This is a genomic window from Entomohabitans teleogrylli (assembly GCF_001484765.1).
GTDB classification, from domain to species: domain Bacteria; phylum Pseudomonadota; class Gammaproteobacteria; order Enterobacterales; family Enterobacteriaceae; genus Entomohabitans; species Entomohabitans teleogrylli.
This window is the reverse complement of record NZ_LLXO01000012.1, coordinates 148,987-162,975: the sequence shown is the minus strand read 5'-3', so window position 1 is coordinate 162,975 and position 13,989 is coordinate 148,987. Positions and strand designations below refer to the sequence as shown.

The 13,989-nt window shown below is 52.8% G+C and carries 11 protein-coding genes and 3 tRNA genes; 3 read left to right on the top strand and 11 right to left on the bottom strand.

Features of this window, described 5'->3' with window-relative positions; all coding sequences use genetic code 11:
• Nucleotides 1-10: 10 nt before the first annotated feature.
• The 7 genes from miaA to nnr all read right to left on the bottom strand — a co-directional run bounded on the left by miaA (nucleotide 11) and on the right by nnr (nucleotide 9,221).
• Entirely contained in the window at nucleotides 11-961 is a 951-nt protein-coding gene (gene miaA / locus AQ981_RS14815) for a tRNA (adenosine(37)-N6)-dimethylallyltransferase MiaA (RefSeq protein ID WP_058912514.1), read from the bottom strand.
• Nucleotides 954-2,834: a DNA mismatch repair endonuclease MutL gene (gene mutL, locus AQ981_RS14810; RefSeq protein ID WP_058912513.1), complete on the bottom strand. Its 1,881-nt coding sequence runs from the start codon at nucleotides 2,832-2,834 to the stop codon at nucleotides 954-956. Before mutL ends, miaA begins: the two co-directional genes overlap by 8 nt.
• Nucleotides 2,835-2,843: 9 nt before the next feature.
• A complete protein-coding gene (amiB, locus tag AQ981_RS14805; protein ID WP_058912512.1) occupies nucleotides 2,844-4,181 on the bottom strand; it encodes an N-acetylmuramoyl-L-alanine amidase AmiB in 1,338 nt (445 codons plus the stop codon).
• Between the two features lie 13 nt (nucleotides 4,182-4,194).
• A complete protein-coding gene (gene tsaE, locus AQ981_RS14800) occupies nucleotides 4,195-4,656 on the bottom strand; it encodes a tRNA (adenosine(37)-N6)-threonylcarbamoyltransferase complex ATPase subunit type 1 TsaE (protein WP_058912511.1) in 462 nt (153 codons plus the stop codon).
• A 114-nt stretch (nucleotides 4,657-4,770) separates the two neighbouring features.
• Nucleotides 4,771-6,315 (bottom strand): DHA2 family efflux MFS transporter permease subunit, encoded by a 1,545-nt coding sequence (locus AQ981_RS14795; RefSeq protein ID WP_071608908.1) that lies wholly within the window; start codon nucleotides 6,313-6,315, stop codon nucleotides 4,771-4,773.
• Nucleotides 6,299-7,324, bottom strand: coding sequence for an HlyD family secretion protein (locus AQ981_RS14790; RefSeq protein ID WP_161969170.1), 1,026 nt, complete (start codon nucleotides 7,322-7,324; stop codon nucleotides 6,299-6,301). Before AQ981_RS14790 ends, AQ981_RS14795 begins: the two co-directional genes overlap by 17 nt.
• Nucleotides 7,325-7,676: 352 nt before the next feature.
• Nucleotides 7,677-9,221: a bifunctional ADP-dependent NAD(P)H-hydrate dehydratase/NAD(P)H-hydrate epimerase gene (gene nnr, locus AQ981_RS14780; protein ID WP_058912507.1), complete on the bottom strand. Its 1,545-nt coding sequence runs from the start codon at nucleotides 9,219-9,221 to the stop codon at nucleotides 7,677-7,679.
• Between nnr and queG the strand changes: the two genes are divergently transcribed.
• Nucleotides 9,220-10,359 (top strand): tRNA epoxyqueuosine(34) reductase QueG, encoded by a 1,140-nt coding sequence (queG, locus tag AQ981_RS14775; RefSeq protein ID WP_058912506.1) that lies wholly within the window; start codon nucleotides 9,220-9,222, stop codon nucleotides 10,357-10,359. The genes nnr and queG overlap by 2 nt on opposite strands.
• A gap of 266 nt (nucleotides 10,360-10,625) precedes the next feature.
• On the opposite strand, the gene AQ981_RS14770 is transcribed toward queG, so the two are convergent.
• The 4 genes from AQ981_RS14770 to AQ981_RS14755 form a co-directional block, all read right to left on the bottom strand.
• Nucleotides 10,626-10,701 (bottom strand) — tRNA-Gly (locus AQ981_RS14770).
• A 34-nt stretch (nucleotides 10,702-10,735) separates the two neighbouring features.
• Nucleotides 10,736-10,811: transfer RNA gene (locus tag AQ981_RS14765), tRNA-Gly, on the bottom strand.
• 34 nt (nucleotides 10,812-10,845) lie between these two features.
• Nucleotides 10,846-10,921 (bottom strand) — tRNA-Gly (locus AQ981_RS14760).
• Between the two features lie 341 nt (nucleotides 10,922-11,262).
• The gene (locus tag AQ981_RS14755) at nucleotides 11,263-12,189 is read right to left on the bottom strand and encodes a LysR family transcriptional regulator (RefSeq protein ID WP_058912505.1); all 927 of its coding nucleotides are present in this window, start codon (nucleotides 12,187-12,189) and stop codon (nucleotides 11,263-11,265) included.
• A gap of 164 nt (nucleotides 12,190-12,353) precedes the next feature.
• Here AQ981_RS14755 and AQ981_RS14750 point away from each other — a divergent pair, with 164 nt between their 5' ends.
• Together AQ981_RS14750 and citX are read left to right on the top strand one after the other, a co-directional pair.
• Nucleotides 12,354-13,421, top strand: a complete 1,068-nt coding sequence (locus AQ981_RS14750) for a 4-oxalomesaconate tautomerase (protein ID WP_058912630.1) — start codon at nucleotides 12,354-12,356, stop codon at nucleotides 13,419-13,421.
• 15 nt (nucleotides 13,422-13,436) lie between these two features.
• Complete coding sequence (gene citX / locus AQ981_RS26150) at nucleotides 13,437-13,973, top strand: citrate lyase holo-[acyl-carrier protein] synthase (RefSeq protein WP_071608907.1); 537 nt, start codon at nucleotides 13,437-13,439, stop codon at nucleotides 13,971-13,973.
• Nucleotides 13,974-13,989: the final 16 nt, after the last annotated feature.

The following is a 13,989-nucleotide window of genomic DNA, read 5'->3' as shown; positions in this document are numbered from 1 at the left end:
TTGTACACTTTCAGGGCTGGTTCGCACTAACAACCTTTAACAAGTCGTCAAATGCCAGGTCCGGATTATCACTGTCAAGCCAGTGAACACCCTGCCAGCCCCGCAGCCAGGTTATCTGGCGTTTTGCCAACTGGCGCGTCGCGCAAATACCTCGATAAACCATCTCATTGTAAGAAATTTCGCCAGCCAGATACGACCACATCTGACGATATCCCACACAACGGATGGAAGGCATATCCGTATGCAAGTCTCCGCGGGCAAAAAGCGCCCGTACTTCTGCTTCAAAATCTGAAGCCAACATCTGATGAAAACGCTGCTCAATTCGTTGATGGAGCAGTTCACGGCTCGCCGGGGCGATAGCAAACTGGTGCACCTGATACGGCAGAGCGTCTCCCGAAGTTTGCGTCAGTTCCGTTAAAGTTTTACCCGAAATGAAAAAAACTTCCAGTGCCCGGGAAAGCCTTTGCGGATCATTTGGATGAATCCGTGCCGCCGCAACAGGATCGATCGCCTGCAACTGCTGATGTAGTGCCCCCCATCCCTGTTGCTCAGCGCGTTTTTCAATCTCCGCTCTGATGTCCGGATCCGCCGAGGGCAACGGTGACAACCCTTCCAGTAGAGCTTTAAAATAGAGCATGGTTCCCCCCACCAGCAGGGGAATACGCCCGGCGGCGGAAATCTCCGCCATCTCACGTAGCGCGTCGCGGCGAAAATCCGCCGCAGAATAGGCCTGCGCGGGATCGAGAATATCCATCAGCCGGTGCGGCGCGCTGGCCTGCTCGCGGGCTGTCGGCTTTGCCGTCCCGATATCCATACCGCGATAAATCAGCGCCGAATCAACGCTAATCAATTCAACCGGCAGTTGTTCCCGCAGACGAATAGCCAGCGCCGTTTTACCGGAAGCCGTTGGCCCCATTAAAAAAATCGCCCTGGGCGGGCCAGCCTTAGTTACTTCAGTCATGTTTCAGGGCATCTAACGCCGAACGTAAATCTACCGGTTGCAGCAAACCGCCGGGCGGGGACTTCACCAGTTGCGGACAAAGCCGTTCAACCTCAGCCAGCAACGCAATCGCCTGTGACTGATTCCAGTGGGTATGCTCACTGAGCAAATTCCCTGAGAGCCAGCGGGTGACGCGCGTGAGATTTTTCTCCGTTTGCTGCGCAAGGTAGCCTACCAGTTCAGGAATCAAGTTTTGTAAATTTTGTTGTCTTAAGGGTAAAGGCACCGCTTTTACCGTCACATGTTGCGCATCGACCTGGCATTCAATACCGATCGAAGCCAGTAACCCCTGCCATGCTTCAACGACCTGGCGCTCCTGGCTATCCATCTTCAGGCGTACCGGAATCAATAGCGGCTGGGCGCGCAATTTATCCTCCCCGGGGGTCAATTGCGCCATACGCAACCAGCGTTCGGCGATCGGCAAAGACAGCACCCGTAGCGTGCCGGCGTTCTCCAGCAGGGCAAAATGCGCTTCCAGAACCGCCAGAACCCGACCAAAGCTGTGGTTGTGGCCCTCCAGCGAGGGCTCCTCCACGGTGTCTCCCGGCACTCTCTCCTTTTGAGTCGGCGTTTCCAGCAGTTTTTGATACAGCGCTCCCTGACGTTTCTGGTAGCCCGGCTCAGCATGGGGCCAGGTGGTAGAGCCCTGAGAATATCCCCCCCCGGACGACGAAGAGGGCGCTCGCGGAACCGGGCTGACAGAAGTAGCTCGCTCCGGGCGAGGCGACACGGGTACCGTATTGAATTGATTCTGCCCTGCGGCGACACGATTCTCCGGCTGCCAACGCGCACTCTCTTCCTGAGCCCCCTCGCTGATGGGCAGTTCCGGTACCACATCCTGCTGCAGGACGCTCAGCACGCCCTGGTATATGAAATCATGCACCAGCCGCGACTGATGAAAACGCACTTCATGTTTGGCGGGATGAACGTTCACATCGACCTGATGCGGATCGACCTCCAGATACAGTACATAAGCAGGCTGCATATTACCGCCCAGCCGATCTTCGCACGCCTGGCGGATAGCGTGATTAATCAGCCTGTCGCGCATCATCCGGCCATTTACATAGCAGTACTGAATTTCCGATAGCGCTGTATTGAGCGCTTCCGGGCGAACCACCCATCCCCGCAGAGACAGATCGCCATGCTGCCATTCAATTTCCAGCGCCTGCTCAAGAAACGATGCGCCGCAGATAGCCCCCAGTCGCCGCTCCCGGCCGCCGTCTTTCTGTACCGCCCGATACTGGCGCACTATCTTACCGTTATGGCTCAGGTTGATCGTGACATCAAAGCGCGCCAGCGCGATGCGTCGAACAACCTCATCAATATGACCAAATTCGGTCTTCTCTGTGCGCATGAATTTGCGCCGGGCCGGGGTGTTATAGAACAGATCCAGCACCTCCAGAGTGGTGCCGACCGGATGGGCCGCGGGCTTAACAACCACCACCATATCGCGACCTTCAGCATACGCCTGCCAGGCTTCAGCCTGTTCTGCCGTGCGGGAAGTCAGCGTCAGACGCGACACAGAGCTGATACTGGCCAGCGCCTCACCGCGAAAGCCAAGACTGACAATGGCTTCGAGATCATCGAGGGTCGCAATCTTGCTGGTCGCGTGCCGGGTTAACGCCAGCGCCAGCTCTTCTTTATTAATACCGCAGCCATTGTCGCGGATACGGATCATTTTGGCGCCGCCGCGTTCAATATCAATATCAATACGGGTTGCCCCCGCGTCCAGACTGTTTTCCACCAGCTCTTTCACCACCGAAGAGGGGCGTTCCACCACCTCCCCGGCGGCAATCTGGTTCGCCAGCTGCGGCGGAAGAACCTGAATTGGCATGACTTCTCCTTAATGAGTACTGGCCACCTGCCGGGCCGCTGCACTTCCGGTAGCGGTGGTCTCCGGGTTATCCCCTTTCGGCGCCGTCTGTAACGGATGCGCCAGGAAATAGTTACGCAGTCCTTTATAAATGGCTTCGGCTAACTGCTGCTGATAATCATCGCTGGCCAGCAGGCGCTCCTCGCCGGCGTTGCTGATGAAGCCGGTTTCGATCAACAGAGATGGAATGTCCGGGGAACGCAATACGCCAAGACTGGCATGCTCCGGATGCCGCTTATGCAGCGATCCGACTCTTTGCAATTGCGTCAACACGCTGCTGGCGACATCATACCCCACACGTTGAGAATGGCCGAACTGCAGGTCCAACACCGCCTGGCTCAGGTACGGATCGGCCTGGCTATTCGCCAGAACATCTCCCGCGCCGCCGAGCAGTTCAGACTGCTTCTCATGCTGCTCAAGCCAGCCGGCCATTTCACTGTTTGCCCGGCGGTTCGACAACACCCAAACCGATGCGCCGGTTGCGTCACGATTCGGCGCGGCATCGGCGTGAATAGAAACCAGCAAGTTAGCATTTTGTTTCCGGGCGACGTCCGAGCGCCCCATCACCGAAATAAAATAGTCGCCGTCGCGGGTAAGTACGCCTTTAAACAGCGGATCGCTGTTTAACAAGGTACGTAATTTGCGGGCAATCGCGATAGTCACATTCTTCTCCCGGACGCCCCCGGGCCCTATTGCGCCGGGATCCTGTCCGCCGTGTCCGGCATCAATGGCCACAGTGATCCTGTCCGACTGCCCGCTGGCGACCGGCTGAGCGGTACGTACCCGGGTATTTGATCCCACCACGCCCGTCAGACGATCGCTGTCAGTCCGGAAAGGATTACGAGCAGGCGTTGAAGAACGCGCCGGCGCTGCTGGCGCGGGCTGCTTTGCAACTGTGCGCGGAGGAGGAGAAGGCGGCGGGACATCAGCATCAATGGTAAAAACCACGGTGTAATTCGCGCCATTCTGGCGCTTTACCACCCGGGTTTTGCCATTTTGCGTCAGATCAACCAGCAAACGCAGCGACTGACTATCCTGCGCCTGGCCGGCGCGAATACTTTTCACCAGATTACTGCCGCTAAATTGTAGCGGTAATCCCTGAATAACACCGGTTTGTTTGATATCCAGTGCGACCGTGCGTTTATTCTGCTGCGAAAAAGCATAATCAGGATCGCCCATGAAACTAAAAGTGATCCGCGCCTGGCTATCACCATTAGAGACCTGGATATCAGACAAATTTGCCGCTCCCGCCGGGAGACACAGCACCAGCAGAGCAGACAACAACCACTTTTGAACGCGATACATCATCCCGTTATCCTTGTTATACGGCCAAACGCGCCACTAACGATTCGCCCTCCGGGGAAACGGCCTGTATCCGCGCTTCACGCCCCCGGGACTGGTAACTGAGGTGAATTTCAACATCCGGATCAGGGAGCACACCGGTCCCCTGTTGCGGCCACTCGACAAGACAAATCACATCACTGGCAAAATAATCGCGAATACCCATAAACTCCAGCTCTTCCGGATCCGCCAGCCGGTAAAGATCAAAGTGATATACCGTCAACGCACCGAGCTGGTAGGGCTCAACCAGCGTATAGGTCGGGCTCTTCACGTTCCCAACATGTCCCAACGCCTGCAAAAAGCCGCGACTAAATGTGGTTTTCCCGGCGCCGAGATCGCCATACAAATAAATCACCATTGCCCCCGGGCAGGCCAGGGCAACCTGTTCGCCCAGCTGTAGTGTTGCCGGTTCGTCGGGCAGTGGTATCACACGAGTCATCATGATTTCATCAATTCACTTACAGGTTCACAAAACAATTCAGATCATTCCGCCAGCGCAAGCGGCAACCGAAACCTGCGCCGACCATTTTCCGCCATCATACAACAATCCCGACGCTCAGACATGCCCGGATACGCGCCGGACTGTGGTCGTTCTGCGAAACCAAAAGGCCAACGGAATCGATAACAAACATATCGCGGCCAGCAGCCAGAAAATATCCATATACCCCATAATACGCGCCTGGGAAAGCGCCAGCGTACGCAACTCGTCCAGTGGAAGAGAAAATTGTGTCGCACCGGTAATGTTTTCACTGATCCGACTGTAATGCAGATTAGTTCGCATATGCAGGACATTGGCGACCAGAGCAATCCCCACACTACCGCCAATATTACGCATTAATGCAGCAAACGCCGCCGCCTCATTACTACTATTTTCCGGAAGCCCTTCATAAGCCAGAGTACTTACAGGAATGAGTAAAACGGGGAACCAGATAACCTGGACTATTCTGGCCAATACAAAAGTCGAAAAATCGGTATCCAGATTAAGCGCAGAAAACCGCCACGTTGACCAGGCGACACCCGCCAGACCGATAGCCACCAGCCACTGTTGATGGGCCACCCTGCCGGCAACTCTGCCCATCAGCGTCACCGAACCAATAAGAAATAACCCGCCGATCCCCAGCATTTTTCCAGCCAGCGTCGCGGTATAGCCAAATAATTCCTGAGTCATTTGCGGCAGCAACTGAGTGGAACCATAAACCAGCATGCCCAGCAGGAAAATAAGCGCGCAGCTCAGCGCAAAATTACGGTGACGTAGTAAATGAATATTCATCACCGGCGCCGGGCAAAACCACTCCCACAAAACCAACAGCCCTAATGAAAAACCGGCTGTGACAGCCAGAGTAATAATGAGACTGGAAGAGAAACCATCATAAATTTCGAAACGGTCAAGAAACAGCTGTAGAGCGCCAAAGCCAACCACAACCAGACTCAATCCGATATAATCAATACGCCATCCGCCAGCCTGCCGCTGCCGGCGCTCAGCCACCAACAGCGGCGGCTCTATTATAAAGTAATAACTCAAAAGCAATGATAAAATGCCCACCGGTACATTGATCAGAAATACCCAATGCCAGGATAAATTCTCCGTCAGCCATCCGCCGACAAATGGTCCAATCGCCGGGGCAAACAGCACTGTAACCCCATAAAATGCAAAAACCTGCGCCCGCTTTTCCGCCGGAAATGAGTCCGTTAGCATCGATTGTTCCACTGGCGCCAGGCCGCCGCCGCATATTCCCTGAATAACCCGCGCCACAATCAGACATTCCAGGTTTGGCGCAATGCTGCAAAATAGCGATCCCAGCGTAAAACCTGCGATACTCAACATATAATAGCGCTTGCGTCCCAGCATCCCTGACAGCCAGCCGCTGATGGGTAATACCAGAGCATTTGCCACAATATAGCTGGTCAACACCCACAGCGACTCATTATAAGAAACGCTCAATGATGCCGAGATATGATACAGCGACACATTAGCGATGGTTGAATCCAGCAGTTCCATAAAAGTCGCAATTGAGGCAACAATCGCCATCAACCACGGGTTGCGTTTCCCGGCAGCGGAGCGCGGTAGCTCATGCGCCGCCGGTTTATTTAACATCGACATACGGGATGACAGACATGCCCGGTACCAGATGATGTTGTCCTTTATTTATTTGCCGGTCTGTGAAGGTGATTTTTACCGGCACACGCTGGACAATCTTAATATAGTTCCCGGTCGCATTTTCCGCCGGCAACAAACTGAACACCGGCCCGGTTCCACGCTGAATACTGTCGACAACGGCATCATATTTATACTGCGGGTATGCATCTACCATCACGGTGACTTTTTGCCCCGGAGACATTTTCGCCAGTTGCGTTTCCTTAAAATTCGCCGTAACCCAGACGTTATCCGAAACCAGAGACAGTAACGTAGTCCCGGCAGTAATATAATCCCCAACATTCACATTACGCTGTGTAATATACCCATGGCTCGGGGCGACTATCTTTGTATAAGACAGTCGCAATTTTGCTTTGTCGATATCCACATCCAGTTGCTGGAGTAACGCATTATTTTCCACCAGGCCCGCCTTACCTTTCTCCAGCAGCGCCTGGTTATACATTACCGCATGTTCTGCCGCCGCCAGCCGGGCAGCACTGGCCCAGGAGGCGCTACGCTGCAAACTTAGCTGACTCTGGCTCCAACTGGATCGTGACTGGTGGTAGCGCCGGTACTCTTCACTGTCACGCAGATACTCTGCTTTAGCCACCAGTAAACGAGCTTCCGTTTGTCTTAAATTCGCCTCCAGTGCGGCAATTTCACTGTTCAATTGCGGGTTTCTCGCCATAGCCACCACCTTTGCGGCCTGGGCTTGCTCCAGTGCGAGCTGATGATCCCGGGCATCCAGTTCAATCAGTACACTCCCGGCCTCTATCCACTGATTATCCTGTGCCAGAACCCGAGTAATATGGCCAGAAACCGATGAGGAAACTTTCGTAATATGGCCATCAATGAACGCATCATCCGTTTTTTCCACATCTTTCAGAAAAAACCAATACCACGCCAGGGCACCGCCTGAAATGAAAAAAGTGAGAAGCAGATAGATACCGACCGCCAGACTACTGCGCCTTCTCATTACAGTTTTACCTGATACCAGAGAGGAAACCAGCTCAGGCGCCGCATGCTGTTCATGAGTCATAGATAAAAATACACTCCCTGTGCTTTGCTGAATGAACTAATCCTTTCAGAGTGAGCAATTCATATTCTGAAATTTCAATCAGCACTGATAATACTCTCATGACGTAAATTTCCTCAGTAAGAAAAATCCTTATCAGGATAGTAAGTTCATTATCAGCCAGTTCAATGAGAGATATATTCAGTATATAAAAATAACGAATAAACATAAAATCAATGAATATCTTCACTCAGAAAAATGGATATTCTTCATTTCTTTCATTTATGAATATCCATTTTTTAATCTTAATGATTTATGTTCGCTGGCTTGCTCCGGAAAACGACTCAAGCTCTAAAAGCTCCGGGTTCACAAACCTGGATAATGTGGTAAAAAGATCCGTAGCGAGCATACCGCGCGTGCCAAATTTCACCGCTAACGCATCCGCCGCTGCGCCATGTGCCACACAGCCAGCACACACGGCCTCCCAGGCTTCCAGCTTTTGAGCAAGCAGCGCGCCGATAATGCCGGACAACACATCTCCCATTCCGCCACTCGCCATTCCGGCATTACCAGCGTCAATAATCCCCATCTGAGACGCATCGGCCACCAGCGTGCCGGCCCCCTTCAACACCACACACCCGCCATAGCGTTTCACCAGTTTCCGGGCCGCGGCCAGGCGGTCGTATTCAATCTCTGCCACTGAGCAATTGAGCAGGCGCGCCGCCTCTCCGGGATGAGGCGTGATTACCCGGTTGTGGCGCACATCAGGACTGGCACTCAGTAAATTCAGCGCATCGGCATCCCAGAGCATCGGCTTGCGGAAGTTCTCCACCTTTTGTAGTGCCTTTTTTCCCCAGTTCTGCTGCCCGAGCCCGGGGCCAATCACCACGACATCCGCCCACTCCAGCGCATCGGATAAACTCCGTTCGGTAAGTTCATGCACCATTAGTTCCGGCCGGGCAACCAGCAGTGCGCTGACATTCTCCGCTCTGGTGAGCACCCGCACCAGGCCGGCTCCGGCACGCAGCGCGGCCTCTGCCGCCATACGGATCGCACCGGCGGTACCTGCATCACCGCCGATCACAACCAGACGACCATGATCCCCTTTATGGGCAGTCGGACGACGCGGCGTTAACCAATGATGCAGGCAGTCAACATCATAACGGGCGACCGGCGCGACCTGCCCCTGCAGCCATTTATCCAGCCCCAGACTGCGGTAATGGATATCACCAACTACATCACGAGCTTTACCGGTGAATAAACCCGGCTTCAGGGCGATAAAGGTTATGGTATGCGCCGCCTGAATGGTTGCCCCCGGTGTCGCGCCGCTGTCAGCCAACAAGCCGGAAGGAATATCAATGGCCACGACCGGGGCCGGGTGGCTATTAGCATGACGGATTAGCCTGGCAATAGCGTCACGCGGCGCCCGTCGCAGCCCGGTCCCCAACATACCATCCACAATAACGTCGATATCCCCCGACCAGGCGATATCCGGGGCATGAATCACTCCTCCGGCATTCAGCCATGCCTCACGCGCTTGTGATGCCTCTTCCGGCAACGGATTATCGCTTTGCAGAGCCAGTAGCGTTACCTTTATCCCCGTAGCCTGAGCCAGTCGCGCTACCACATAGCCATCACCGCCATTGTTACCATGCCCGCACAGCACCAACCAGTGGCGGGAGGCGGGATAACAACGGCGAATCACCTCAAATGTCGCCTCTCCGGCACGTAACATCAATTCATACAGCGTCAGCCCCAGACTATCGGCAGCCTCAGCTTCGGCCTCCCGCAGCCAGTCTGCGAACCAGATGTGATGTGGTATACTGGCAGGGTTTTTCTTCAGAGTATGTTCCGTCATGTCACAGCCCCTGGATCTTAATCAGTTAGCAAAAGACATAAAACAATGGGGCGCCGGACTTGGCTTCCAGCAGGTCGGCATCACTGACACCGATCTTTCCACCAGCGAGCCGGCACTCCAGGCGTGGCTTGATAAACAGTATCACGGCGAAATGGAGTGGATGGCGCGTCATGGCATGCTGCGCGCTCGCCCCCACGAGTTGCTCCCCGGTACTTTACGCGTGATCAGCGTAAGAATGAACTATCTACCGGCTGACGCCGCCTTTGCGCGTACGCTGCGCAATCCGCAATTGGGCTATATCAGCCGCTACGCCCTTGGCCGGGACTATCATAAGCTACTGCGTAACCGGCTTAAAAAACTGGGTGAAATCATTCAGCAACATTGCGCACCGCTGAATTTTAGACCCTTTGTCGACTCGGCGCCGCTCCTGGAGCGCCCGCTGGCGGAAAAAGCCGGACTGGGCTGGACAGGTAAGCACTCACTAACAATTAATCGTGAAGCAGGCTCGCTGTTCTTTCTTGGCGAGCTGCTGATCGATCTCCCGCTACCCGTTGACAGTCCTGTAGAAGAAGGCTGTGGCCGCTGTGTGGCCTGTATGACTATCTGCCCCACCGGAGCCATTGTCGAACCTTACACTGTGGACGCCCGACGCTGTATCTCTTACCTGACTATTGAACTGGAAGGCGCTATCCCTGAAGAACTGCGCCCTCTGGTGGGCAACCGTATCTACGGTTGTGATGACTGCCAGTTGATCTGCCCGTGGAACCGCTTCTCGCAAATCACCGGGGAAGCCGACTTCTCAACGCGCCATGCCCTGCACGCCCCCCAGCTCATTGAACTCTTCTGCTGGACAGAAGCCCACTTTCTGAAAGTGACGGAAGGCTCGCCGATCCGACGGATCGGTTATCTGCGCTGGCTACGCAATATCGCTGTCGCACTGGGGAATGGCCCGTGGAGTGAAAGCGCGCTTCAGGTGCTGGAACAAAGAAAAGGTGAGTACTCACTTCTGGATGAGCATATCCACTGGGCCATAGCGCAGTTACTGGTCCGTCGGGCGACGAACACCATCGAGGTACTGGCCCCGAGTAAACAGCGTCTGATCAGGGCAATTGAGAAAGGGCTTCCCCGGGATGCCTGATGCTTGCCGGCTGTGAATAAAAATAAAAAAGGTTTGTGTATCAAAGAGCAAAAATTCGTCAAGTGATCAGACTAACATTTTGAAATGAAATTAATGCTTTAAAAAACAAAGAATTAAAAAAATACTGTAATTATTCATCGCATATTAATTAACCGCGAAATTTCTTCCGGCCTGTGGATAACTCTGTTCAAAAAAATATGACAGGTTAGCACCAGAAGCGATCATTACAATGTTAACGCTGTTGATAACTGAAGATGAAGAATGTCTGGAGCGGGAAACGAGACTCGAACTCGCGACCCCGACCTTGGCAAGGTCGTGCTCTACCAACTGAGCTATTCCCGCTTAGGGTATACTGGCCATACGGCCTTTCAAATTCTGGAGCGGGAAACGAGACTCGCACTCGCGACCCCGACCTTGGCAAGGTCGTGCTCTACCAACTGAGCTATTCCCGCTTAGGGCGTGCTGACCATACGGCTTTTTAAATTCTGGAGCGGGAAACGAGACTCGAACTCGCGACCCCGACCTTGGCAAGGTCGTGCTCTACCAACTGAGCTATTCCCGCCTGAACACCAAACCTTCCAACTTACGGAATGGAAAGCTAATCCACTAACTACTGTCCCAACTCCTTCAATTTAAAAAGAATTTTCCAGTACTCACCCGTAATGTGGAGCCGTATTCTGGACTAACCACCCTCCGGGTGTCAAGAGGTTTTCTGCTTCCTTCCGTTGACGTTTCTTCAACGGAATACTCTCTCACCAACCCAATATCTTCATTCTTAAACCAGGTTGATTATTATTACATCAATATCGTTAACTCTTTACTTACCTGCCACTCATCCGGCACAGTTTTGGTCTTCTACAGAGCGTAACTCACGAGCTACCCGTAATGGCCAGAGCCATAACGTTATAAATGAAATCTGATTGTCCAGGGAGATTGTTTTTGATCAACCCACAGCGCCAACAGTAAATCAACAAAACGCGTCGCAGCCAGCGGCAGGAAAGTATCACGCCGTTTAATCAACCCCAGCGTTCGGCGTATCACCGGCTCAACCAGAGGCCGTGATATCAGAGTCGGATGTGCGTCTTTAGGCAGCGCCAGACTGGGAAGCGCAGCAATACCCAACCCAGCCGCCACCAGTCCCAACGACGTGGAAAGATGCCGTACCTCATAAAACCACTGTGGCACGACACCGCACTCAGCCAGGGTATTCTCGATTAATAAACGATTCCCACTCGAACGCCGGACGCCAATCAATTTATGGCTGGAGAGATCGTTCCAGCTGACTAAAGACTGTTTCGCCAGCACATGATCGCTGCGGCAAGCTAAAACGAAGGGTTCGTTCACTAGCGGCGTAAACTCTACATTAGGGTTTGTGAGGTTGTTCATATTAATGCCAAAATCTACATCGCCATTCAAAACGCTTTCCATGCAATCACTTGCACTTTGCTCACGAATTTTGATCCTGACATTCGGATAGCTAACATTGAATCGACTGATAACTTCCGGCAAAAAATAAAAGGCAGCGGTAGGAATACAGGAAAGTGTAACAAGATCGTTTTGCTGGCCCGATAGCCCGCGTACATTCATTATTGATTGCTCATAGGTAGCGATGAGATTCTGAGCATCAGGAAGAAATTTCACCCCGGCTGGCGTGAGGTTAACAGTACGTGTCGAACGTTCAAAAAGCACTATGCCAAAATTTTCTTCCAGGGTTTTTATTCGCCGGGTTAATGCTGGCTGGCTAATATTTAACTTTTCCGCTGCCTTTGTGAAACACTTTAATTCAGAAACAATGACAAAAGCCACTATCCCTTGTAATTCATAACGCATTTTCCATGCCCTTTAATGTTACTGAGAAATAAAATCATTGTGACCATCTTCCCAGATTAATGCATAGCATGCATAAACCGGAACATTATTTTTATTAGATGTTTTTTCCCGTTGTGTAATTATTCTCCCTACTTATTAGATATCGTCTGGCGGGCATAATTATGATGCACAGAATTCCCTGCGTGCTAATGCGCGGGGGTACATCCAAAGGGGTATTACTGTTATTAAACCATTTACCTCTGGACCAGAAAGCGCGCGATGAAATATTGACGTCAATTATGGGTTCTGGCCATGAATTAGAAATTGATGGTATTGGCGGAGGTTCACCACAGACCAGTAAAGTGGCTATTGTTGGACCATCCAAACACCCGGATGCAGATATTGATTATCTATTTGCTCAGGTTTCGGTACAACAACGCCACGTCGATACCACACCCAACTGCGGCAATATGCTGTGCGCTGTGGGTCCCTTTGCGATTGAGCATGGGCTGGTCAGGGTACAGGACCCGGTGACCCGGGTACGTATCCGTAACGTTAATACCAATACTTTTGTAGACGCTGATGTACAAACCCCCGGCGGCCACGTGACCTATGAGGGAGATACTGCCATTGACGGCGTGCCAGGCCGGGCGGCGCCAATAGGGCTGACTTTCCTGAATGCCGCCGGCGCTAAAACGGGCAAACTACTGCCAACCGGCAACCTGACGGATACTTTCGACGGCGTAGAGGTCACCTGTCTGGACATGGCGATGCCAATGGTAATGATCCGCGCTGAAGACCTTGGCCGTAGCGGCCAGGAGACACCAAAGTGCCTGGATGCCGACCCGCAATGGCTTCAGAGACTGGAAACCATCCGTCGCCTGGCGGGCAAAGCCATGGGCCTGGGCGATGTCAGCGATAAAGTCATCCCGAAACCGGTATTACTCTCTCCCGCGCTGCATGGCGGGACGTTAAGCGTACGTTACTTTATGCCTCATAGCTGCCACAAAGCCCTGGCCATCACCGGTGCTATCGGCCTGGCTACTGCCTGCGTATTACCGGGTACCGTAGCACAAAAACTGGTGGGCGGTGGCTGGCGTGAACAGATTTTCGTGGAGCACCCCAGCGGCCAAATTCAGGTCAACCTCGATCAACCAGGGGACCGGCCGGAAAATATTCGAGCATCGGTAGTGCGTACGGCACGGAAAATATTAACCGGTGAAGTTTATTTACCCGATTATTGTCCCGAGTGATTCAATGCTCTTGTTATGAACACAAATAACAGCATCGCGCTGGCTGCATTACTGGAAAGTCGGGAGCAGCGCGTATTACATCAAAAGCATTTATTAAATAAATGGCGTAACACCGTCGTTTCATTAACCTTGGTTATTCCCGGGGAGAAAAAAGACAGCGCCGATTATCGCTATCTATTTTTAATTGCGACCAGTGTTTTCGAAAAACGGATTGGTCATGCAGGCTGGCACCTAGATGAAAAACAAAAGCAATTATCACCCGGCGGACCGGAAGCGTTGTATGTCATAGACGCACCGGCTGAATTAGTAAAAAAAGTAACCGTTGAATTGGAAGAAACGCATTTCTTAGGGCGTTTGTGGGATTTTGACGTATTCAATCAGCAGGGTGAGGCACTAAGTCGTACGCAATCAGGTTTTCCTGTTCGTCGCTGTTTGCTGTGCTCACAGCCAGGGCACGTTTGCGCACGTGGAAAACATCACCCCATTGACGCATTACTCAGTGAGATTGCCGGACGTATCGCGCAACACCGGCTGAATAATCAACCAATTTGACGTTGTTCTGTTTTGG

Coding starts and splice junctions, on each gene's coding strand:
- AQ981_RS14795 (WP_071608908.1), bottom strand. CDS start 6,315: ATGTCGATGTTAAATAAACCGGCGGCGCATGAGCTACCGCGCTCCGCT.
- AQ981_RS14755 (WP_058912505.1), bottom strand. CDS start 12,189: ATGCGTTATGAATTACAAGGGATAGTGGCTTTTGTCATTGTTTCTGAA.
- mutL (WP_058912513.1), bottom strand. CDS start 2,834: ATGCCAATTCAGGTTCTTCCGCCGCAGCTGGCGAACCAGATTGCCGCC.
- nnr (WP_058912507.1), bottom strand. CDS start 9,221: ATGACGGAACATACTCTGAAGAAAAACCCTGCCAGTATACCACATCAC.
- citX (WP_071608907.1), top strand. CDS start 13,437: ATGAACACAAATAACAGCATCGCGCTGGCTGCATTACTGGAAAGTCGG.
- amiB (WP_058912512.1), bottom strand. CDS start 4,181: ATGATGTATCGCGTTCAAAAGTGGTTGTTGTCTGCTCTGCTGGTGCTG.
- queG (WP_058912506.1), top strand. CDS start 9,220: ATGTCACAGCCCCTGGATCTTAATCAGTTAGCAAAAGACATAAAACAA.
- miaA (WP_058912514.1), bottom strand. CDS start 961: ATGACTGAAGTAACTAAGGCTGGCCCGCCCAGGGCGATTTTTTTAATG.
- AQ981_RS14790 (WP_161969170.1), bottom strand. CDS start 7,324: ATGAGAAGGCGCAGTAGTCTGGCGGTCGGTATCTATCTGCTTCTCACT.
- AQ981_RS14750 (WP_058912630.1), top strand. CDS start 12,354: ATGCACAGAATTCCCTGCGTGCTAATGCGCGGGGGTACATCCAAAGGG.
- tsaE (WP_058912511.1), bottom strand. CDS start 4,656: ATGATGACTCGTGTGATACCACTGCCCGACGAACCGGCAACACTACAG.